The organism is Pseudomonas sp. JAI120 (assembly GCF_014207255.1).
GTDB lineage: Bacteria > Pseudomonadota > Gammaproteobacteria > Pseudomonadales > Pseudomonadaceae > Aquipseudomonas.
In genome coordinates this window covers 364,060-384,311 of the sequence record NZ_JACHCZ010000005.1, presented here as the reverse complement: position 1 = coordinate 384,311, position 20,252 = coordinate 364,060, and the positions used below count along the sequence as shown (strand labels likewise).

Annotated in this window: 20 protein-coding genes and 2 pseudogenes; 13 read left to right on the top strand and 9 right to left on the bottom strand. The window is 63.2% G+C overall.

The window, feature by feature from the left end; all coding sequences use genetic code 11:
• The first annotated feature begins 8 nt into the window (after window positions 1-8).
• The 4 genes from HDC32_RS25360 to HDC32_RS25345 are packed head-to-tail and all read left to right on the top strand — an operon-like array spanning window position 9 to window position 3,363.
• A complete protein-coding gene (locus HDC32_RS25360; RefSeq protein WP_184746002.1) occupies window positions 9-329 on the top strand; it encodes a MocE family 2Fe-2S type ferredoxin in 321 nt (106 codons plus the stop codon).
• 2 nt (window positions 330-331) lie between these two features.
• Window positions 332-1,531: an NAD(P)/FAD-dependent oxidoreductase gene (locus tag HDC32_RS25355; protein WP_184746000.1), complete on the top strand. Its 1,200-nt coding sequence runs from the start codon at window positions 332-334 to the stop codon at window positions 1,529-1,531.
• A gap of 1 nt (window position 1,532) precedes the next feature.
• Complete coding sequence (locus tag HDC32_RS25350; protein ID WP_184745998.1) at window positions 1,533-2,351, top strand: sugar phosphate isomerase/epimerase; 819 nt, start codon at window positions 1,533-1,535, stop codon at window positions 2,349-2,351.
• 49 nt (window positions 2,352-2,400) lie between these two features.
• On the top strand, window positions 2,401-3,363 hold the full coding sequence (locus tag HDC32_RS25345; protein WP_184745996.1) for a Dyp-type peroxidase: 963 nt from the start codon (window positions 2,401-2,403) through the stop codon (window positions 3,361-3,363).
• A 79-nt stretch (window positions 3,364-3,442) separates the two neighbouring features.
• Here the strand turns inward: HDC32_RS25345 and HDC32_RS25340 are convergent, their stop codons facing one another.
• The gene (locus HDC32_RS25340) at window positions 3,443-4,315 is read right to left on the bottom strand and encodes an undecaprenyl-diphosphate phosphatase (RefSeq protein WP_184745994.1); all 873 of its coding nucleotides are present in this window, start codon (window positions 4,313-4,315) and stop codon (window positions 3,443-3,445) included.
• 178 nt (window positions 4,316-4,493) lie between these two features.
• Between HDC32_RS25340 and HDC32_RS25335 the strand changes: the two genes are divergently transcribed.
• A complete protein-coding gene (locus HDC32_RS25335) occupies window positions 4,494-5,000 on the top strand; it encodes a GNAT family N-acetyltransferase (RefSeq protein ID WP_184745992.1) in 507 nt (168 codons plus the stop codon).
• Here the strand turns inward: HDC32_RS25335 and HDC32_RS25330 are convergent.
• Window positions 4,978-5,922, bottom strand: a complete 945-nt coding sequence (locus tag HDC32_RS25330) for a GlxA family transcriptional regulator (RefSeq protein WP_053128789.1) — start codon at window positions 5,920-5,922, stop codon at window positions 4,978-4,980. The genes HDC32_RS25335 and HDC32_RS25330 overlap by 23 nt on opposite strands.
• A 172-nt stretch (window positions 5,923-6,094) precedes the next feature.
• Here HDC32_RS25330 and HDC32_RS25325 point away from each other — a divergent pair.
• The 3 genes and pseudogenes from HDC32_RS25325 to HDC32_RS25315 all read left to right on the top strand — a co-directional run bounded on the left by HDC32_RS25325 (window position 6,095) and on the right by HDC32_RS25315 (window position 8,599).
• Window positions 6,095-6,722: pseudogene (locus HDC32_RS25325) on the top strand (TetR/AcrR family transcriptional regulator).
• The gene (locus HDC32_RS25320; protein ID WP_145338738.1) at window positions 6,719-7,396 is read left to right on the top strand and encodes a type 1 glutamine amidotransferase domain-containing protein; all 678 of its coding nucleotides are present in this window, start codon (window positions 6,719-6,721) and stop codon (window positions 7,394-7,396) included. Before HDC32_RS25325 ends, HDC32_RS25320 begins: the two are co-directional and overlap by 4 nt.
• Before the next feature lie 78 nt (window positions 7,397-7,474).
• Window positions 7,475-8,599 (top strand): alkene reductase, encoded by a 1,125-nt coding sequence (locus tag HDC32_RS25315; protein WP_184745990.1) that lies wholly within the window; start codon window positions 7,475-7,477, stop codon window positions 8,597-8,599.
• An 875-nt stretch (window positions 8,600-9,474) separates the two neighbouring features.
• On the opposite strand, the gene HDC32_RS25310 is transcribed toward HDC32_RS25315, so the two are convergent.
• Window positions 9,475-10,473 (bottom strand): NAD(P)H-quinone oxidoreductase, encoded by a 999-nt coding sequence (locus HDC32_RS25310; protein WP_184745988.1) that lies wholly within the window; start codon window positions 10,471-10,473, stop codon window positions 9,475-9,477.
• Window positions 10,470-11,702, bottom strand: coding sequence for a YbfB/YjiJ family MFS transporter (locus tag HDC32_RS25305; protein WP_184745986.1), 1,233 nt, complete (start codon window positions 11,700-11,702; stop codon window positions 10,470-10,472). The genes HDC32_RS25310 and HDC32_RS25305 overlap by 4 nt, the downstream gene beginning before the upstream one ends.
• 112 nt (window positions 11,703-11,814) lie before the next feature.
• On the opposite strand from HDC32_RS25305, the gene HDC32_RS25300 reads away from it, so the two are divergent.
• Both HDC32_RS25300 and HDC32_RS25295 read left to right on the top strand, forming a co-directional pair.
• Window positions 11,815-12,690 (top strand): LysR family transcriptional regulator, encoded by an 876-nt coding sequence (locus HDC32_RS25300; RefSeq protein WP_131700659.1) that lies wholly within the window; start codon window positions 11,815-11,817, stop codon window positions 12,688-12,690.
• 81 nt (window positions 12,691-12,771) lie between these two features.
• Window positions 12,772-13,158, top strand: coding sequence for a DoxX family protein (locus tag HDC32_RS25295; protein ID WP_184745984.1), 387 nt, complete (start codon window positions 12,772-12,774; stop codon window positions 13,156-13,158).
• A 42-nt stretch (window positions 13,159-13,200) separates the two neighbouring features.
• On the opposite strand, the gene HDC32_RS25290 is transcribed toward HDC32_RS25295, so the two are convergent.
• The 3 genes from HDC32_RS25290 to HDC32_RS25280 all read right to left on the bottom strand — a co-directional run bounded on the left by HDC32_RS25290 (window position 13,201) and on the right by HDC32_RS25280 (window position 16,394).
• Complete coding sequence (locus HDC32_RS25290; RefSeq protein WP_027607561.1) at window positions 13,201-14,019, bottom strand: alpha/beta fold hydrolase; 819 nt, start codon at window positions 14,017-14,019, stop codon at window positions 13,201-13,203.
• Window positions 14,020-14,109: 90 nt separating this feature from the next.
• A complete protein-coding gene (locus HDC32_RS25285) occupies window positions 14,110-15,501 on the bottom strand; it encodes an alginate export family protein (protein WP_184745982.1) in 1,392 nt (463 codons plus the stop codon).
• On the bottom strand, window positions 15,498-16,394 hold the full coding sequence (locus tag HDC32_RS25280; RefSeq protein ID WP_184745980.1) for a VOC family protein: 897 nt from the start codon (window positions 16,392-16,394) through the stop codon (window positions 15,498-15,500). The genes HDC32_RS25285 and HDC32_RS25280 overlap by 4 nt, the downstream gene beginning before the upstream one ends.
• 146 nt (window positions 16,395-16,540) lie before the next feature.
• Between HDC32_RS25280 and HDC32_RS25275 the strand changes: the two are divergent.
• Window positions 16,541-17,608 (top strand): annotated as a pseudogene (locus tag HDC32_RS25275) (NAD(P)-dependent alcohol dehydrogenase).
• 137 nt (window positions 17,609-17,745) lie between these two features.
• Here HDC32_RS25275 and mntP read toward each other — a convergent pair.
• Both mntP and HDC32_RS25265 read right to left on the bottom strand, forming a co-directional pair.
• Window positions 17,746-18,309: a manganese efflux pump MntP gene (gene mntP, locus HDC32_RS25270; protein WP_145338731.1), complete on the bottom strand. Its 564-nt coding sequence runs from the start codon at window positions 18,307-18,309 to the stop codon at window positions 17,746-17,748.
• 224 nt (window positions 18,310-18,533) lie between these two features.
• The gene (locus HDC32_RS25265; protein WP_184745978.1) at window positions 18,534-18,833 is read right to left on the bottom strand and encodes a hypothetical protein; all 300 of its coding nucleotides are present in this window, start codon (window positions 18,831-18,833) and stop codon (window positions 18,534-18,536) included.
• A 216-nt stretch (window positions 18,834-19,049) separates the two neighbouring features.
• Here HDC32_RS25265 and HDC32_RS25260 point away from each other — a divergent pair, with 216 nt between their 5' ends.
• Window positions 19,050-19,694 (top strand): secretin and TonB N-terminal domain-containing protein, encoded by a 645-nt coding sequence (locus HDC32_RS25260; protein WP_167657024.1) that lies wholly within the window; start codon window positions 19,050-19,052, stop codon window positions 19,692-19,694.
• The gene (locus HDC32_RS25255; RefSeq protein WP_027607555.1) at window positions 19,691-20,236 is read left to right on the top strand and encodes an RNA polymerase sigma factor; all 546 of its coding nucleotides are present in this window, start codon (window positions 19,691-19,693) and stop codon (window positions 20,234-20,236) included. The genes HDC32_RS25260 and HDC32_RS25255 overlap by 4 nt, the downstream gene beginning before the upstream one ends.
• Window positions 20,237-20,252 lie beyond the last annotated feature (16 nt).

Below are 20,252 nucleotides of genomic sequence, written 5' to 3'. Positions count from 1 at the left end.
AAAACGCCATGAACGATCAATGGATCGACGTCTGCGCCGTGGGCGAAATAGACGCAGAAGACGTGCTGCGCTTCGACCACGGGCCGCACACTTACGCAGTGTTCCGCTCGGCGGACAATGAGTTTTTCGCCACCGCCGGCCTGTGCACCCACGAGAAAATCCACCTCGCCGACGGCCTGGTGATGGACCATGTGATCGAGTGCCCCAAGCACAACGGGCGCTTCGATTACCGCTCCGGCAAGGCCCTCGGCGCGCCGGTGTGCGTCAATCTCAAAACCTACCCGGTGCGGGTCGAAGCGGGGCGGGTGTTGCTCGCCGTCACGGCTTGATGATGAACGCCGCCCTGATCATCGTCGGCGCCGGCCATGCCGGTGGCCGCGCGGCATTGACCCTGCGTGAAGAAGGCTACAGCGGGCGCCTGATCCTGATCGGCGACGAGCCGCACGTGCCCTACGAGCGACCGCCCCTGTCCAAGGGGTTGTTGCAGGGCAGCATGGACCTGGCCGGCTGCAGCCTGTGCGACAGCGTCCGGCTCTCCGAGTTGGGCATCGAACATATCGCCGGTAACCCGGTCAGCCAATTGGACCCGTCGCAGCACCGCCTGCAACTCGCCGACGGCCAGTGGCTGTCCTACGCCGGCCTGTTGCTGGCCACCGGGGGCAGGGCGCGGCGTTTGCCCCAGGAGCAGGCCAACGTGCTGTACCTGCGCACCCATGATGAAGCGCTGGCGCTGAAGTCCGCGTTGCGGCCCGGAGCGCGGTTGGTGATTGTTGGCGGCGGTTTTATCGGCCTGGAAGTCGCGGCGACCGCCCGTGGCCTGGGCTGTGAGGTGACGGTGCTCGAAGCCGGGCCACGATTGGCGGGCAGGGTGCTGGCGCCGGTCATCTCCGAAGCGCTGCTGCAGGTGCATCGTCAACACGGTGTCGACGTGCGCTTGAATGTGGCGCTGGAGTCGATCCATGCAGAGGCGGTGCAACTGGTGGACGGGCAGTGGCTGCCCTGCGATCGGGTGGTGGTCGGCATCGGCATGCAACCGAATATCGAACTGGCCGTGGCGGCAGGGCTGGAGGTGGGGCAGGGCATTCGTGTCGACGCGCACCTGCGCACCAGCGCGCCGGACATCTACGCGGCAGGTGACGTGTGCGAGTTTCGCCTCGGCGGCGAGTACCAGCGCCAGGAAACCTGGCGCAATGCCGAAGCACAAGGGCGGCATGCCGCACTGAACATGCTCGGGCGCGAGCTGGTGTTCGAAGCGCTCCCCGGCTTCTGGTCCGACCAGTACGACTGGGGCTTGCAGACCGTGGGTGTGATCACGCCGCTGACCGTCAGCCGTGCATTGCCGGACGCGGGTCTGTTGCTGTTCTACCTCGACGCGGGCCATCGCCTGCAAGGCGCCTGCGGCTGGGGCCTCGGCAATAGCGTGGCCAAGGATATCAAGCTGTGCGAACGGCTGATCAGCGCGCGCATCGCCCTGAACGCGGCCAGCCTGGCCGACCCCGACGTGTCCCTCAAACACCTGCTGCGAGGCTGATATGCGCCAATTCCTGGTATTTCAATCCCTCTGGGCGATGCGCACCGAGCCCGGCCCTATGGAGGCCCAACTCGACCGCATCAAAGCCGCCGGTTTCGACGGCATTACCGATCACTACTGGCAAGCCGCCGATGTCGCGCGCCTGCACGCCGCCGCCACGGCGCGGGGCTTGCAGATCGAGGGCCAGTTGTTCCCGCAAAGCGTCGACGACCTGGCGGCGGCACTGGATGTGATCAGCCGCCATGGCTGCCACCACCTCACCCTGCAAGCCGATGTACGCCCGCGCACCCAAACCGAAGCCGCCCGTTTGATCGAAGGCTGGCAGCGCCTGGCCGAGCAGGTGGACTTTCCGGTGCTGCTGGAAACCCACCGCTATCGCCTGACCAACGACCTGCTGTTCACCCTCGACCTGCTGGCGCAGATGCCCGATTTGAAGCTGCTGGCGGACCTTTCTCATTACGTGGTCGGGCGCGAGTTACCCGAGCCCGGCGTCGTTGAAGACGATGAACAGATCCGCACGATCCTGCGCCACAGCTGGGGCTTTCATGGTCGTGTGGCCAGCAGTGAACAGGTGCAGGTGTCGCTGGACTTCCCCCAGCACCAGGCCTGGGTGCAGCGCTTTACCGCGTGGTGGCGCTACGGGATCGAAGACTGGTTGGCCCGCCCCGACACCCCGCACAGCCTGTCCTTCACCTGCGAACTGGGCCCGCCGCCCTATGCCATCACTGGCGCCGACGGGCGTGAAATCAGTGATCGCTGGGCCGAAGCATTGCAGCTCAAGGCATTGATTCGCGGCGTGTGGCAGGCGTGCCGGAAATGATCTGCTAATCTGCGCGGGTTCACTCTCGTCCTTCGCCTGGATTTGCCCCATGCCGACTTCCTCTGTTCAGCCGCCTCTTGAACCGCAGTCCGTCTGCCACCCGATCACCAGTAGCGCGATCTTTATGGTCGCCACCATCGCCCCCGGCAGTGAGGACGGCGTGCGCGCCTGGTGCGCAGACATCGCCGGGCTGGTGCGTTCGGTGGGCAAACGCGTGCCGGCGGGCAACCTGACCTGCGTTTGCGGCTTTGGCTCGCAGGCCTGGGACCGCTTGTTCGGCGCGCCGCGCCCGGCGGCGTTGCACCCGTTTCGGGAGTTCGGTGTAGAAGGGCGCATGGCGGTGTCGACGCCGGGCGACATCCTGCTGCATATCCGCGCCGAGCAGATGGACCTGTGCTTTGAACTCGCCACCCAACTGATGACAGCGCTGGGCGATAGCGTGAGGGTGGTGGATGAAGTCCAGGGCTTCCGCTACTTCGACATGCGCAGCATCATCGGCTTTGTCGACGGCACCGAGAACCCGGTGGGGCGCAAGGCCGTGGGCTTCACCATCGTTGGCGACGAAGACCCTGGATTCGAAGGCGGCAGCTACGTGCTGGTGCAGAAGTACCTGCACAACATGACCGCCTGGAATGGCCTGACGGTGGAAGCCCAGGAGAAGGTGATCGGGCGCACCAAGTTGTCGGATATCGAGTTGGATGATGCGGCCAAGCCGAGCAATTCCCACAGCGCGCTGACCGTGATCACCGACGAAGACGGCGAAGAAGTGAAAATCCTGCGCGACAACATGCCCTTCGGCCGCCCGGGTGCCGGGGAGTTCGGCACCTACTTCATCGGCTACGCACGCTCGCCGGAGCCGCTGGAATTGATGCTGGAAAACATGTTCGTCGGTCGCCCGGCAGGCAACTACGACCGCTTGCTCGATTTCAGCACGGCGGTCACCGGCGGGTTGTTTTTCGTGCCGTCGGCCGACCTGCTCGAAGCACTGGCGGAGCGTACGGGCGGGCTGTAAGGCAAAGCAGTTCAAATGTGGGAAGGGGGCAAGCCCCCTCCCACATGAGATTTATGCTGGGTTGAGACGGGGGGTTGTATCAACTCAGCAGCCCGGTACTTACCGCCACAATCAGGAACACCCCCAGCAGCGCGCGATAGATCACAAACGGCCAGGTGGAGAACCGCTCCAGGAACTTCATCAGGCCCCAGATCGCGAAGAACGCCGAGACGCTGGCCACCAACAGCCCGAACAGCAAATGCGGCCAGGCATGGGCGGGCATATCGGCATGCAGCAGCACCCACAGCTCCTTCAAGCCGGCGAGGGCGATGGCGGGCAGGCCCAGCAGGAAGGAAAAGCGTGCGGCTTCTTCGCGTTTGAAGTTAAGGAACAGGGCGGCGGTGAGGGTCGAACCCGAACGCGATACGCCCGGAATCAACGCGCCGATCTGCGCGACCCCGACGATCAGCGCATCGCGCAGGCGCATCTGGCTGACCTCGCGGGTATGCCGTGCACGCAGCTCGGCCGCCGCCAGCAACACCGCCATCACCACGCAGGAAATCCCGATCACCATCAGCCCGCGCAGCGGCGAATTGCAGGCGTTCAGGGTCGATGACAAGACCAGCCCGGCAATCCCTATCGGGATAGTCGCCAACACAATCGCCACGGCCAGCTTGAACCATTGATCGTTGTAGTCGCCCCGGCGCACCGCGCTGATGCTGCCCGTGGTCACTTGGCGCACATCGCGCCAGAAGTAACTGACCACCGCCGCCAGTGCCGCCAACTGCATGGCCGCCGAAAACGCCGAGCCGGGGTCTTGCCAGCCGAGCAGGGCGGGCACTACGCGCATATGGGCGGTGGAGGAGACCGGCAACAGTTCGGTAATGCCCTGGATCACGCCCAGGATGAAGATCTGCAAGTAGTCCAGGGAGGCGAAGCCCACATCCAGGCCGGCGGAACAGACGTTCGTCAAAATACGTGTCCTTGAGGAAAGGTAGAGATCGGCGAATTCTATTCGAAATGTTTCAGAGCTTTGGCAGGGGCCGCCGCTATTTGCAATCGGTTCAGCAAGTAGAAAGGTTCGTGGCGCTATTGGACTGCGCCGAGGTTTTGTGAACAATGGCGCCCTGCGTTTTTTGACCGAGAGCCCAATGCCTGAAACTACCGTGGAACTGATCCAGACCGGCCCTGAAGAATCCGAGTTGATCCGCAATCTCTACCAGTACTACGCCTATGAGTCGTCGGACTGGGAGCAGGAAGATGTCGAGGCGGACGGCCGTTTCTACATTCATGACGAACACCTGACGCGCTACTGGCAAGACCCGCAGTGGAGCGCCAACCTGTTGCTGGTCGATGGTTATATCGCCGGCTTCCTGCTGATCGAAGGCAGCGAGTTGCCGGGCATCGACGCCTTGGAACTGGCCGACCTGTTTATCCTCAAGCGCTATCGCCGCAAAGGCATCGGCCGCGCCATCGCCACCCAGGTGCTGTGCAGCGGCGAGGCGGATTGGCTGGTGCGGTTTTATGATCAGGACGAAGTGTCCCAGGCGTTCTGGCGCTCGGTGCTGGATAACCTGCCGCGCCCGGTGCAGGCCCTTGAACTGGCGGATGATCCGCAGTTGATGAGTTACCTGGTTACGCGGGCGGTGTTGCATTAAAGGTTTGCTGCATCGCCTGCGGCGGCTGCCCGAACGCCCTTAAAAACGCCTGGCGCATGCGCTCGCGATCACCGAAGCCGGTTTCGCGGGCCACCACTTCCACCGGGTGCCGGCTGGTTTCCATCATCGCCCGCGCAGCTTCCACCCGCAGGGATTCGATGGCCTTGGCCGGGGTTTGCCCGGTTTCTTCGCGGAATACCCGGCTGAACTGGCGCGGGCTCAGCCGGGCCACGTCGGCCAAGGCGTCCACCGACAGGTCGTGTGTGAGGTTTTCACGGGCGTAGGCCAGGGCCAGTTGCACGCGGTCGGACTTGGGGTCCAGCTCCAACAGTGCCGACAATTGCGACTGCTCACTGCCCCGACGCTGGGCGATCACCAGCTTGCGCGCGATGCGCCGGGCGAGGTCGCTGCCCAGGTCGTTCTCCACCATGGCCAGCGCCATGTCTACCCCGGCACTCATGCCGGCGCCGGTCCATACCTGGCCGTCGACGATAAACAGCTTGTCTTCTTCCAGGCGGATGTCCGGGTAGCGCTTGCGAAAGGCCGGCGCGTGGATCCAGTGGGTGGTGGTGCGCTTGCCGTCGAGCAAGCCGGCTTCGGCCAGCACGAAGATGCCCATGCACAACGAGGCGACGCGCCGCGATTGGGCCGAGGCGGCCTTGACCAGTTCCAGCAGGTTGGCCTCCGGCAGGCGAAACTCCAGGTAACCGCTGACAATCAGCGTGTCATAGCCTTGTGGCCGCAGAGGCGAGGTGTTCACCGAAAACCCCTGCGACGTCATCACTGCGCCGCCGCTTTCCGACACCAGGTGAAACTCATAGGCAGGTTCACCGCGCAGCAGGTTCGCGCACTCGAATACCGAGCCGAGGCTGAGGCTCAGGGATTGGAAGTTCGGGTAAACCATCAGCGCAACGCTGTGCATCGCATGTCTCCAGGGGCGTGGGAGGGTGGATTGTCGGCGCGTGCCCGGTAAACGGCAACCCACTTCGGGTCATGTCCGGAATCCTTGCGCATATGACATTGTGAGGGTTTGGCGCCGCCCCTAACATTCCCTCAACGAACTAGACGACTGGTCTAATCGGACGGAGTGAAGCATGAACAGCGAAACTAAAAGTGCACGGCAGACCATTCTCGACACGGCGCAGTTGATTGTTGGCCGTAAAGGATTCTCTGCGGTGGGCTTGAACGAAATACTTCAAGCCGCCCAGGTGCCTAAAGGTTCGTTCTATCACTACTTCAACTCCAAGGATGGTTTCGGTGTCGTGTTGCTCGATACCTACTTCGACAACTACCTGCACGGCATGCAGCAGCTGTTCGACCAGCCCGGCTTATCCCAGCACGCCAAGTTGATGCGTTATTGGCAAGCCTGGATCGACAACCAGACCGGCTGCACCGATGCGGGCAAATGCCTTGCCGTCAAACTGGGTGCTGAGGTGTCAGACCTTTCAGAGCCCATGCGCCTGGCGCTGGAACGTGGCACGTCGCGCACTATCGATTTACTCGCCATCGCCATACAGCGCGGCCTTGAGGACGGTTCCCTGAACGTCGATCAAGCCCCTGCAAGCCTGGCCCGGCGCCTGTACGCGCTGTGGCTGGGGACCAGCGTCATGAGCAAGATCACCCGTACATCCGCGCCTTTTGATGAGGCGTTGCTGCTGACCCGACAGCTGTTGGGTTGCCCTGGACACACTGACATTCACTGATCGAGGCACTGGAAAATGAAAGTATTAATGGTACTGACCTCTCACGACCAGCTTGGCGACACCGGCCGCAAGACCGGCTTCTGGCTCGAAGAATTTGCTGCACCCTATTACGTGTTCAAGGACGCCGGCGCCGAACTGGTACTGGCTTCCCCGGCCGGTGGCCAGCCGCCGCTGGACCCGGTGAGTGACGCGCCCGACGCGCAAACCGAGCAGACCCGCCGCTTTGCCGCCGACCCTGCCGCGCAACAGGCCCTGGCCAATACCGTCAAGCTGGACACGGTCAACGCGGACGACTTCGACACCGTGTTCTACCCGGGTGGCCACGGCCCGCTGTGGGACCTGGCAGAGTCGCCGGTGTCCATCGCCCTGATCGAGTCCTTTGAACGGGCCGGCAAGCCCATTGGTTTTGTCTGCCACGCACCGGGCGCCTTGCGTCACGTCAAGGCCGTCAATGGCGAGCCGCTGGTCAAGGGCCGTCGCGTCACCGGCTTCTCCAACTCGGAAGAAGCGGCGGTGGGCCTGACCGAGGTGGTGCCGTTCCTGATTGAAAATGATTTCAAAGCACTGGGCGGCAACTATCAGAAGGGCGCCGACTGGCAATCCTTCGTGCTCGAAGATGGTTTGCTGATCACTGGACAGAACCCTGCCAGTTCCAGTGACGTGGCCAAGGCGCTGCTCAAACTCACCGCATAAGTTAATTAACCCTTCTAATCATTGGCGACTTGCAACAGTCGCCAATGCTTTTGTTCGTCCCGAATTTGGATTACCCCAATGACTAACAGCGTTTTAAGTACCCCGGTAAAACTGGGTCATCACACCTTGAACAACCGTGTTGTGCTGCCACCGTTGACGCGCCAGCGCAGCGCGCAGCCCGGCGATATCGCCACCGACCTGATGGCCGAGTATTACCGCCAGCGCGCTACGGCCGGTTTCATGGTCAGCGAAGGCACGCAGATCGAACCGCGTGGCCAGGGCTATGCCTGGACGCCGGGCATCTACACCCCGGCGCAGATCGACGGCTGGCGCAAGGTCACCGACGCGGTGCATGCCGAAGGCGGGGTGATCTTTGCCCAACTGTGGCATGTGGGCCGTGTGTCCCATAACGCCTTGCAGCCTGAAGGCGCCGCACCGGTGGCACCGTCGGCCATTCAAGCCCAGCAAGCCAAGGCCTTTATCGAAACCGGGCCTGGCGAGGGTGAATTGAAGCAACCGCCGGTGCCTCGCGCCTTGAGCGTGCTCGAGATTGAAGAATTGGTCGGGCACTACGCCCAGGCCGCACGCAATGCCCTGGACGCCGGGTTCGACGGCGTGGAAATTCACTCGGCCAACGGTTACCTGGTCAACCAGTTCATCTCGGCCCATTCCAACCAGCGCGACGATGAATACGGCGGCTCGCTGCATAATCGCCTGCGCTTTTTGCGCGAGATCGTCGAAGCCGTCAGCAAGGTAGTCGGGCCGGAGCGCCTGGGTGTGCGGTTCTCGCCGCTGTTCAGCGGCACCGACCAGGACCGTGTGTACATCGGCCTGGTGGAAGAAGATCCGCACCACACCTACATCGAAGCGATCAAGGTGTTGGAGGAATCGGGCATCGCCTACGTGTCCATCGCCGAAGCCGACTGGGACAACGCCCCCGTGCTGCCCGACAGCTTCCGTGAAGCCGTGCGCAGCACCTTCAGCGGCCGCATTATCTATGCCGGTCGTTATACCGCTGAACGCGGCGCGAAACTGGTGGAAGCCGGGTTGGCGGATTTGATTGCATTCGGACGGCCGTTCATTGCCAACCCGGACCTGCCGAAGCGGCTATTCAAGGGCTGGCCGTTGAACCCGCTGCGGGAAGAGGGGATGTATGGTGGGGGTGAGGTTGGCTACATCGACTACCCCACTTACTCCGAGTAAGAACGCGGTCAATGTGGGAGGGGGCTTGTTTCCGTGGCGGCCTTCGGGCCGACCGTTTTTTTGGATTTTTAGCGAGTACATATCCGTTGCTGCGGTCACGGCCACTTAGGGTTCCGCTCTTACAGCGGGTCACTTTTGGAAGAGCGCCAAAAGTAACCAAAAACGCTTCCCCAACACTCGGCACCTCGCCTAGGCTCGGTGTGCCCTCACTCCGGCTTTGGAGCGCGGCTAACCCGGCGTCCTGCCGGGTTACCCACGCTCCAAAGCCTGCGTTCGGCCAGCGTGTTTGACGGGGCGATTTGAGATCAAAAGCCAAAGCGCGGCGGCCTTAGAGCCGACCGGAGTTGGGTCTGGTTTACTGGGTTAAAAATGTGGGAGGGGGCTTGCCCCCTCCCACATTTGGATCTCCATCCAGCAGGTAGACCTCAGCCTGCTTTTGCTCTGCTTTTGCTCTGCTTTTGCTCTGCTTTTGCTCTGCTTTTGCTCTGCTTTTGCTCTGGCTTTTGATCTTGATCCTAGGCGCCCCGTTAACCACGCTGGCCGAACGCAGGCTTGAATCCGTGGGTAACCCGGCAGGACGCCGGGTTAGCCGTCCTGGGCCAGGGATGGCCCATGACGGCGGCCCACGGATTCAAGCCGGAGTGAGGGCATACCGAGCCTAGGCGAGGTACCGAGTGGTGGGGCAAGAGCCCTTTGGTTACTTTGGGGCTTTTCCAAAGTGACCCGCTGTAAGAGCGGAACCCTAAGCAGCCGTTACCGCAGCAACGGATATGTACTCAATCAAATCCAACGACATGGTCGGCCCGAAGGCCGCCACGGGAGCAAGTCGAATCGTCGCACTGCCCCTCCCACATTGGCTTTGTAGTGCCTGCTGCTTACTCCACCCGCAACACAATCTTGCCGATATGGTCCCCACCTTCCATCCGCGCATGGGCCTGGGCGGCGTCGGTGTATTCGTAAACCTTGTCGATGATCGGCAGGCAACGCCCGGCCTCCAGCACTGGCCACACATACTCGCGCAGCTGCTCGGCAATCGCGGCTTTTTCAGCCTTGCTGCGCGCACGCAACAGCGAGCCGGTGATCACCGCGCGTTTGCCGAGGATGGTCAGCAGGTCGACGTCGTTGGCCTTGGCGCCGCCGAGGAACCCCAGCATCACCAGGTGGCCGTCCATTGCCAGGGCCTTGAGGTTGTTGTTCAGATACGAGCCGCCCATGATGTCGAGGATCACATCCACGCCCTGGCCGTCGGTCTGTTGCGCGATGATCTCGGCAAAATCCTGCTCGCGATAATTGATCGGCTCGCCGCCCAACTGGGCGATGGCCGCGCATTTGTCGGCGCTGCCGGCGGTGGCGAAGGCCTGGATGCCGAACTCGCGGCACAGCATCAGCGCGGTCGTACCGATGCCGCTGGTGCCGCCGTGGATCAGCACGCGCTGGCCGGTGTGCGCATCGCCGAGGCCGAACAGGTTGGCCCATACGGTGAAGAAGGTTTCCGGTACGGCAGCGGCTTGAATCCAGTCCATGCCTTCGGGGATCGGCAGCGCCTGGCTGGCGGGCACCGTGCAGAACTGCGCATAGCCGCCGCCATTGGTCAGGGCGCAGACCTTATCGCCCACGGCGTACTCGGTCACGCCGTCGCCCAGTGCGGCGACTTCGCCCGCCACTTCCAGGCCAGGCAGCGGGTTCATGTCGGGTTTCATCGGGTACTTGCCGGCGCGTTGCAGGGCGTCGGGGCGATTGACCCCGGCCGCGTGCACGCGAATCAGGATCTCGCCGGGGCCCGCCACCGGTACCTCCGCGCGGCGCGGCTGCAGCACCTCGGGGCCACCGGGGGTGGTGATTTCGATCAGGGTCATTTCTTTAGGAAGCGTCATTTCAGATTACCTGCAGCGATGAGCGTATGGGTTGGGACCGCGTCGGACGGTCGACGGTTCAGCAGGCGCATGCCCGGTTCCAGTGCCAGGGCGACCACTATCGCCCCGGCAGCGATCATGAACAACAGCGCATGCTGACCACCGCTGACGTTGAACAGGGCGGAATAGGCAAACCCCGAGAGCGCCTGGAAAGTCGCAAAGGAGACCGTGGCACGGCTCCACGCGACCTGCTGCTGATGATGGTTGGGGAGCAGTTCGTGCACCCGCGCCAGCGCCAACGGCACGATGCCCGGCGGGAACGAACCGAGGATCACCGCGAGGACCGCCAGGCCAGTCAACGAGCCGGCAAACGGCAACGCCCCGACGGCAAGCGCCTGCACCACCAGCACCACGCGGATGCTCAAGCGCGCCCCCAGTTTGTCTGCCAGGAACCCGTAGGTGACCGGCCCGACAATCGACCCCAGGCCGTACATCACCCAGATCATCGCGCCGATATGCGCCCCGGCCCCCAGGCCACGGGCGACGTAATCCACCAGGAACACCATCGCCGGTACCAGCCCCGCGGCCATAAAGGCGTATTGGGCGAACAGCAGGTACACGCCGGAAGGCGTCGCTGCGGCCGTGTCGGATGGCGGCGTGTCCTCATGCAGCGTGCCCGAAGGCCAGGCGAACCAGCTGGTGGCGGTCAACACCACGGCCAGCAGGCCCAGGCCGAACCAGGTCTGCTGCAAGCCCAGGCTCAGCAGCGGCGGCACCAGCGTGCCGGAGCCGGCGATGCCCAGGCCGATGCCGAGGAAGATCGCGCCACTGGCCAGGCCCCGGCGTGCGGCCGGTACATGGGGCAACACGGTCGCCGCCACCAGCACCATGATTGCGCCACCGGCAATCCCCGACAGCAGGCGCCAAGCGAAGAACCACACCACCGACAGCGGGAAGCCACAGGCGAAGAACGCCAGGGTCACCGCCACCATCATGATGCGCAGCGCGGTTCTGTTCGAGGTGCGCTGGGCGATGGGCCGCCCGATCAGCGCGCCGATCAGGTAACCCACCAGGTTGGCGGCACCGAGGTACACCACGTCATTGGCGCTGAACCAGTGGGCCTGGATCAGCGACGGAATCAACGGCGTGTAGGCAAAGCGCGCCAGGCCGATGCTGACCAGGCTGGCGCACAGGCCGGCGAAGATCGGCAGCCATACGGAGTGGCGGGGTGGGGCATGAGTGTCGAGCATGATGGCGGTCCTGGGTATTTTTCTCTGGTGCCCAGCATATCCAGGTTTATCGATGCAATAATGCAGCGATTACACGTCATGGCGATGCATATATGCAGCGCAAGGAGTCAGCATGAATTGGGATGATGCACGGGTGTTCCTGGCGGTCTGCCGCGAGTCGACGCTGCGCGGTGCCGCACGTGCATTGGGTGTCGACCAGGCCACCGTGGGCCGGCGGGTCAATGCCCTGGAAAAGTCCCTGAGTGCAACGCTGTTCCTGCGCACCTCCGAAGGCTACGCACTGACCGCCGTCGGCGAGGCCGCGTTGCTCTCGGTGGAAAAAATGGAACGCTCGGCGCTCGACCTGGAGCGTCAGATCCAGGGCCTGGATGACCGCCTGACCGGCACCGTACGGGTCAGCACCACCGACTCCCTGGCCATCGACTTCCTGATTCCTGCGATTGCGCGCCTGCACGCCCAGCACCCGGATGTGCGCGTGCAACTGGACGCGTCGACCCAGTTCCTGAGCCTGGCCAAACGCGAAACCGACATCGCCGTGCGCAACACGCGCCCGGACAGTCCTGACCTGATTGCCCGGCGTCTCGCGCGCTGGCCGGTGGGGTTGTTTGCGTCCCAGGCGTATATCGATCGCCAGGGCGCGCCGGAGCCGGGCAGCCTGTTTGAAGGGCATGACCTCGTGGTCTATCAACCGTACCTGCAAACCCAGAAGGACATGACCCTGGTCTCTGAACCCCTGGGCCGTGGGCGCATCGTCGCCGCCCTGAGTTCCAGCCTGCTGGTGCGCCGCGCCATCGCCGCCGGGATCGGCATCGGCGAAATCCCCATCCTCACCGGCGAGCGCGACGGGCTGGTGCGCCTATGGCCTGCGCGCACGCGGCCGTTGCCCTACGATGTCTGGCTGGTGACCCACGCCGACCTGCGCCACACCGCGCGGGTACGGGCGGTGATCGATGAAATCGTCGCGGGGTTTGCCGGCACCGGGGAGTGAGGTCAGCACACGGTTGCAAGCGTGCGTACCGCTCTGTGGACACAATCGACGTCGATAACGTGTCAACCAATCGGAGCGCATATGAACGAATCAAGACACCAGGACCTGGGGCTGTTGTTCCTGCGGGGCAGCGGGGCGTTGTTCCTGCTGTGGGTGCATGGCTTGCCCAAGTTGCTCAACTACAGCGAGCAGTTGAAGCTGATCGAAGACCCGTTTCACCTCGGCGCCCATATCACCTTGCTGCTGGCGATTTTCGCCGAAGTGCTGTGCCCGCTGCTGATCATCGCCGGGGTGCTGGTGCGCCTGGCGTGCCTGCCGATACTGGCGGTGCTGTTGATTGCGATGGTGGTGGTGCATCCGGAATGGACGTTGTTGGAAGGGCAATTCGGCTGGCTGCTGTTGATCATTTTCACCACCCTGCTGATCAGCGGGCCGGGGCGCCTGGTGCTGAGCCAGCGTTTCTCCTGAGCCAAAAAAGGCCGGGCGAGCCCGGCCAAAGGAGCGGGTGTTTCAGCGATTGAGGAACGCCAGCAGGTCCTCGTTCAGGGCCTGAGCGTGGGTAACGGCAAAACCGTGCGGCGCATCCTTGTACACCTTCAGCTCGGCTCCCTTGATCATCTCGGCTGCTACCTTGCCGGTGGTCTCGAACGGCACGATCTGGTCGCCGTCACCGTGGATCACCAGGGTCGGCACGTCGATCCTGGCCATGTCCGGGCGGAAGTCGGTCTCGGAGAAGGCGGTGACGCAATCCACGGTCGACTTGAGGGACGCCAGCATGGCGATCTGCAGGGTCTGGGTCAGCGTACCTTCAGAAACCACCTGGCCCTTGTTGATGCCGAAGAACGGCGTGTTGAAGTCAGCGATGAACTGCGCACGGTCTTTCAGCAACCCGGCCTTGATGCCGTCAAACACTTCGGTCGGCACGCCCTGGGGGTAATCGGGCTTCTGGCCGAAGATCGGCGTGACTGCGCCCAACAGCACCAGGCCGGCCACGCGTGCACTGCCGTGGCGTGCGATGTAGCGGGCCACGTCGCCGCCGCCCATGGAGAAGCCCACCAGGGTCACGTCCTTGAGGTCCAGGTGTTCGATCAGCTGCGCGATGTCATCGGCGAAGGTGTCGTAGTCGTTGCCGGTCCACGGCTGGTCCGAGCGACCAAAGCCACGGCGGTCGAACGCGATGGTGCGAAAGCCACGGCTGCTGAGGTATTCCATCTGGTATTCCCACATGTCGGCATCCAGCGGCCAGCCGTGGCTGAACAGCACGGGTTTACCGCTGCCCCAGTCCTTGAAGTAGATCTGGGTACCGTCTTTGGCAACGAATGTGCTCATGGAAAACTCCTTGATTTGAGGGACTGAAAAACCAGCCTCACTATTGCCCTAAACCGGGCAAGGGGCTTGTACGGGTGTGCTTGCCTGGGGTCACCAACTGAACTTGAGCTCGACCCCCAGGTAATTGCTGTCATCGCCGCCGGCGTCGCGCAAGGTCCGGCCCACGGCGTAATGCACCGCTTCCACCGCGCCGGTGAGGTTCGGCGTAAACACATAGTCGGTACGCAGCTGACCATAGGCACCGGTCCAGCGTTCACCTTGGCCTGCGGTGCCGGCGACGGGCAGGTTCGGCTGGGTGTACACCGCGTCGCTGGTGGTCTGGCGCCACAGCAGGCCGACGGCGGTCTGCACGCTGAGTTTGTCGATGGGTTTGACGGTGATCGACGGTTTGACGTGAATCAGGTTGCTGTAGCCCGTATAGCCGGCCAGGGAAAAATAGTAGCCGTTGGGGAACAGCGGGTTGAACGTGCCGACGGTGCCGTCCCCGGTTTTGCGGTCGCCCGAGGCAATGTCCAGCTGCAGGCCTATGCGCGGTTTCCACGCCAGGCTGTCGAAGGTGTAGCCGGTGCGGCTGCCGCCGGCCCAGGCGCGAATATCCTTGCTGCCCACCGAGCCGCTTTGCAGCATGGCTTCGATGTCCCAGTCGAATCCCTGGGCCGCACCGCCCAGGCGCGCGTCGAACAGATGGCGGGTTTCATCGCCGTCCGCATCCAGATAGTGCGCAGCGCTGCGCTCGTATACGCCGTAGTAGGCCGACAGCTCATTCTTGCCGCCCACCAGCCGCTCGACCCGCAGCATGTGGAAGCGCGCGTCACGGTTGGATTTGTCGTCGAAATGCCGCCCGTCCTGATACTGCACCGGCTGGCTGGCAATCCCGATAAAGCGCCAGTTGGACGTCTCCCAATCGGCCCACAGCGCATCGAAGGATTGCCGCACATTCGGGCCGTCCCGCGATGAGATGAAACGCTGCAAATCGAAGGCGAAGTCCTGGCGCCCGACACGCGCCTTGAGCGTGCCGCCGCTGAACGCGTTGACGTATTCGGCCAAGGCCAGGCGCAAATCGACGCGGTTCTGATCGGCGCCGCCGACCGTGGTCTTGTCGTAGGCGCGTACATCTTCGAGTTGGGTGAAGAGCCGCCAGTTTTCATTCAAGTGCAGGTCGGCGTGCACCTGGAAGCGCTGGATCAGGTAGCGATCTCGCTTCACGTCCTTCACGCCAAAACCACTGGCATCGTTCATCTCGAAGCGCTCACGCAGCGTCGCCCCCAATGACAAATAGGTGAACGGGTTGGCGCTGGACAGCGGGATGTACTTCAAGCTGTCCAGCGGCTGCGTGCGCAGCGCCGGATCCTTGAGCACCGACCAGTCCTCCTGCCAGCGGTTGGCCTTGATGGCCGGGCGTGTCGGTTGCTCGTCGGCATGCACGCCGCCGGTGAGCAACGGCCACAGCACGGCCAGGCCCCAGCCTGTACGGCGAATCATTTTGCGGCGTGGAGCTGGTGAATTTCCGCGACGTAGCCGCCGGGGAATTCAACCACGGCGCTGCGACGGCCCTTGCTGTCAAAGGCCGGCACCAAGACCTTGGCGCCGGAGCCCGTGGCCTTGCCCAGCGTGGCCGTCAGGTCAGGCACTTGATAACCGGTGGTCTCGTGGCCGAAGGGGTAGGGCAGTTGGCCGTTGGTGACCAGCACCGCCATGCGTCCGAACGGTGACTCGATATCGACGCGACGGTACGTGCCAGTGGCTTGACCCACATCGACGCCGGGCGCGTGCTTGTCATCGGCCAGGACTTTGCCGTGGGAGAAGCCCAGGAACGCTTTGATAAAGGCGTCAGCGCGATCGGTGGACAGGTACGCGCGGTTTTCCGGCACGGTCTGGAACGCCGCGTAGTCCGGGGTCTTGGTGTGCCAGTAGAGCTGCATGTTCACGCCACCCGGCCATTGCACCACGGCGTCACGCCCGATCGGGTCCGGGAAGTCGCTGACGATAACGGCGGCGCCGTTTTCTCGCGCGGCTGTGAGCGCCGCGTCCATGTCCTTGACCAGGTAGCCGTTGCGTTCCTGCCCGAACGGGTGCGGGATGGGCGTGGTGAAACCGAACAGCGACACCGTGCCCGCCGGCGTCTGCAGCAGTTGCGAGGTGGTGCTGCTCGGCACCGGCAGCACGTTCACCACCACCTGGGGCGTGCTCTTGCCGCCAAAGGTGGCGAGGAAACTCTGGGCGAAACGGTCCACATCCGCCGGGGCCACATACACGTGGCTGGTGTCGTATTGCGGCGCCACCGCCACGCTTGGGGTTGCCGCAAAGGCATTGCCCATCATTGCGCTCGCCAGCAGCGTCAATGCCACAGATACCTTGATTGCTTTGCTACGCATGCCCACTCTCCAACACTTCTACGCGATTGAAGCCGTGAGGTTAGGGGCAGGGACGCGATGGAAATTGTACAGACGTGCTCGGTTGAACGGTTCAGCGTCTATGCTGGTCCACTGACCTCTACCGTCAGATCACACAGGTGAACGAAATGGCCAAGACTTACAGCTACGCCGCCCAGAACGCCAAGGATGCCCTCAAGCCCTTTACCTTCGAGCGCCGCGCGCCGGGGGCGGACGACGTACAGTTCGACATTCTCTAATGCGGCGTGTGCCACTCCGACCTGCACACCGCGCGCAACGAGTGGAACAACACCCTGTACCCGTCGGTACCCGGCCACGAAATCGTCGGCCGCGTGACGGCGGTGGGGGGCAATGTGAGCAAATTCAAGGTCGGCGACCTCGCCGGTGTCGGCTGCATGGTCGACAGCTGCCAGCACTGCGCCTCGTGCGCCGAGGGCGAGGAGCAATACTGCGAGAGCGGTTTTACCGGCACCTACAACGGCCCGGTGTTCGGCGGTGAAAATACCTTTGGTGGTTACTCGGACAGCATCGTGGTCAAGGAGAAGTTCGTGCTGCGCATCTCCCACGACGATTCCAACCTGGCCGCCGTCGCGCCGTTGCTGTGTGCGGGCATCACCACCTATTCGCCGCTGCACCACTGGAAGGTCGGGCCCGGCAAGAAGGTCGGTGTGGTGGGCCTGGGCGGCCTGGGGCACATGGCGGTGAAGATCGCCCACGCCATGGGCGCCCATGTCACGCTGTTCACCACCTCACCCAACAAGCGCGAAGATGGCCTGCGCCTGGGCGCCGATCAAGTGGTGGTGTCGAAGAACCCGGACGAAATGGCCAAGGTCGCCAACAGCCTGGACTTCATCCTCAACACCGTCGCCGCACCGCATAACCTCGATGCATTCCTCAACCTGCTCAAGCGCGACGGCACCATGACCCTGGTCGGCGCCCCCGACAGCCCGCACCCGTCGCCGACCGTGTTCAACCTGATCTTCAAGCGCCGCAGCCTGGCCGGCTCGCTGATCGGCGGCATCCAGGAGACCCAGGACATGCTCGACTTCTGCGCCAAGCACGGGATTGTCTCGGACGTGGAAATGATCGACATCCAGGGCATCAACGAAGCGTATGAGCGCATGCTCAAGGGCGATGTGAAGTATAGGTTCGTGATTGATATGGACAGCTTGAAAAGGGAAAGTCACGCGGCTTGAAAACCCGATCTCCAAACCACTGGAGAACCCCTGTGGGAGGGGGCTTGCCCCCGATAACGGTAGTACAGTCAGAGCATCATTGACTGACCCACCGCCATCGGGGGCAAGCCCCCTCCCACATTTGTCATGTGTGCACGTCAGACCGAGAGATGCTCGTAAAGAATCGTCGCACCCACCAGCATCAACACCACGCCACCGACCATCTCGGCACGCTTGCCCACCACCGTGCCCAGCACGCGGCCGAGCATCATGCCGATGGTCACCATGGTCATGGTCGCCAGGCCAATCGCGGCGGAGGCCACCAGGATATTCACGTCGACGAACGCCAGGCCCACGCCCACCGCCATCGCATCGATGCTGGTGGCGAACGCCGTGACGGCGAGGATCATGAACGAGTGCTGGGTCGGCTTTTCGGCTTCCTCATCATCGGCCTTGAGCCCGTTGTAGATCATATGCAGGCCCAACCCGACCAGCAGGGTGAAGGCGATCCAGTGATCCCAGCTTTCCACCCAACGAGTGGCCACATGGCCGATCGCCCAGCCGATCATCGGGGTGATGGCTTCGATCACACCAAAAATCACACCGGCACGCAAGGCTTCGGTCAAACGCGGTTTGTGCAGGCTGGAGCCTTTACCGATGGCCGCCGCAAAGGCGTCCGTGGACATGGCCAGGGCGAGGAGAATCAGGGAAATGGGGTTCACGGTCAGGCTTCCAGTCGGGCTATGGGACACAACGACACAGCCACACGCCCGACTTTAGGCATGGATGTGTCGCTGGTCTCACCAACCGAAAAGACGGTGTTCGCACCACGGCAGGTTGCCGAATATGTTGATACGAACGCTTCCAACAGGGTCAGAAGCCGGTTACTCCCCAACGAGGTGGGCGATCATAGGGGGGCAGAGATGAAAATTTTGTCAAAAGGCGCTCAAGGCCGCTGCGGCTTTACCGAGCTGCCGAACGTGTTGCCCATACGCACGCTGGTCGCCGCCGGGGTGGCCAGGCCGACCTTGTTGGGCTGGCGCTTGTCCACGGCAATGCCTTGCGCCTCGCGGTTTTTCTTCGCGGCTTTGGCCGCATTCGTGTCGTTGCCCATCTGCTGGCTCAGGCAGCCATAGTCGGGCGCCTTGTAGCCATCCACCGAGACTTCGGCGCAGTTGCCGGCATGGGCGTGCAAGGGCAGGGCCGCGCACAGCAACAGGCTGGCGAGGATCGGTAAGCGTTTCATCACGGCCTCCTGGCGGGCCCGAAGGAGTGGGCCGGCAGGTGTGCAAGTCTAGTGCAGCGGGCCTCTCGTCACCGTGATGTTTTTTTTGCTATCACCGTAACATCAGGTTCATACACTGGCCTCAGGATGACGGTTTTCTAGGGCGCGTCGGCCGTGCAGCGATGCAGAACAGGGGGTGAACAGGGGGGCTGGAGGCGCGCCGTATGCGCCCTGGTCTTGCTGTTGCTGCTGGCCGGTGGTCGCGTCGCGCAGGCAGAGTCACCGCTGCTGCTGTTGAACCTGCCGGCGCAAGACCTGGAACATGCACTGCAAGCCTACAGCCGCGCCACCGGAATGGCGGTGCTGGTCGACCGCGAACTGACGCGGGGCCGGCGTTCCATCAGTGTGCGCGGGCATTTTACGGCGCAGGAGGCTCTGGCGATGTTGCTGACGGGGAGTGGCCTGATGGCGCGTTATGCACGCGATGATGCGTTCACCTTGCAGTTGCCCGAGGTCAGCCAGCCGCCTGCAACCCGTGGTGCGGCGGCACGCAACGCCGCGCGGATCAACAACAGCTACGCCACGGCCTTGCAGCAGGCCATTGAGATTAGCCTGTGCCGCTCGCCGCTGACCCGGCCCGGCAGTTTTCGGGCGCTGGTGCAGGTGTGGGTCAACCCCCAAGGGCTGATCGAACACAGTCGGTTGGTCAGCTCCACCGGCGATGAACAACGCGATGAAGCACTGGTACGCAGCCTTGGCACCGCGCGGGTCGAACGCCCGGCACCAAGTTCCCTGCGCCAACCGGTGACTTTACTTTTGATGCCTGACACAACAGGAACGCGCATGGAATGCACAGCAGCAAACGGAGCCTGGGGCGGATGAAAAATACCGGGCACAGTACGATGGTCGGCTTGTTCCTGGCCTCCTACGATGACTTCAAGGTGCGTTTGCGCAAGCGCCTGGGCTCGGAGGACCTGGCCAACGATGTCCTGCACGAAACTTACCTGCGGGTCGACCGCATGGAAGTGCCGCCTAACCTGGCGCAACCCAATGCCTACCTGTACCGCATGGCCTTGAACATCGCCGCCGACCGCCGCCAGGCCGACGCGCGCCTGCTCACTGGCAGCGAGGTCGAAGAACTGCTGCAAAGCGCCGACGAAGCCCAGGACCCGTCACGGGTGGTGGGCGGCCAGAAAGAAATCCAGTCCCTGGTCAAGGCGCTCTACGAACTGCCGGCACGCCGCCGCAAGATCCTCATCGCCGCACGCCTGGAAGAGGCGCCACACCTGGAAATCTCCCAGCGTTTCGGCATTTCCACGCGCATGGTCGAGAAGGAAATCAAGGCCGCCCTGGGCCACTGCGCCAAGCGTTTGGAAAGAAAAGTGATCCAGCGGTTCGGTCCCGGGGCCGGAAAACCGTCTTAGAGTTGAGTCCCTGATA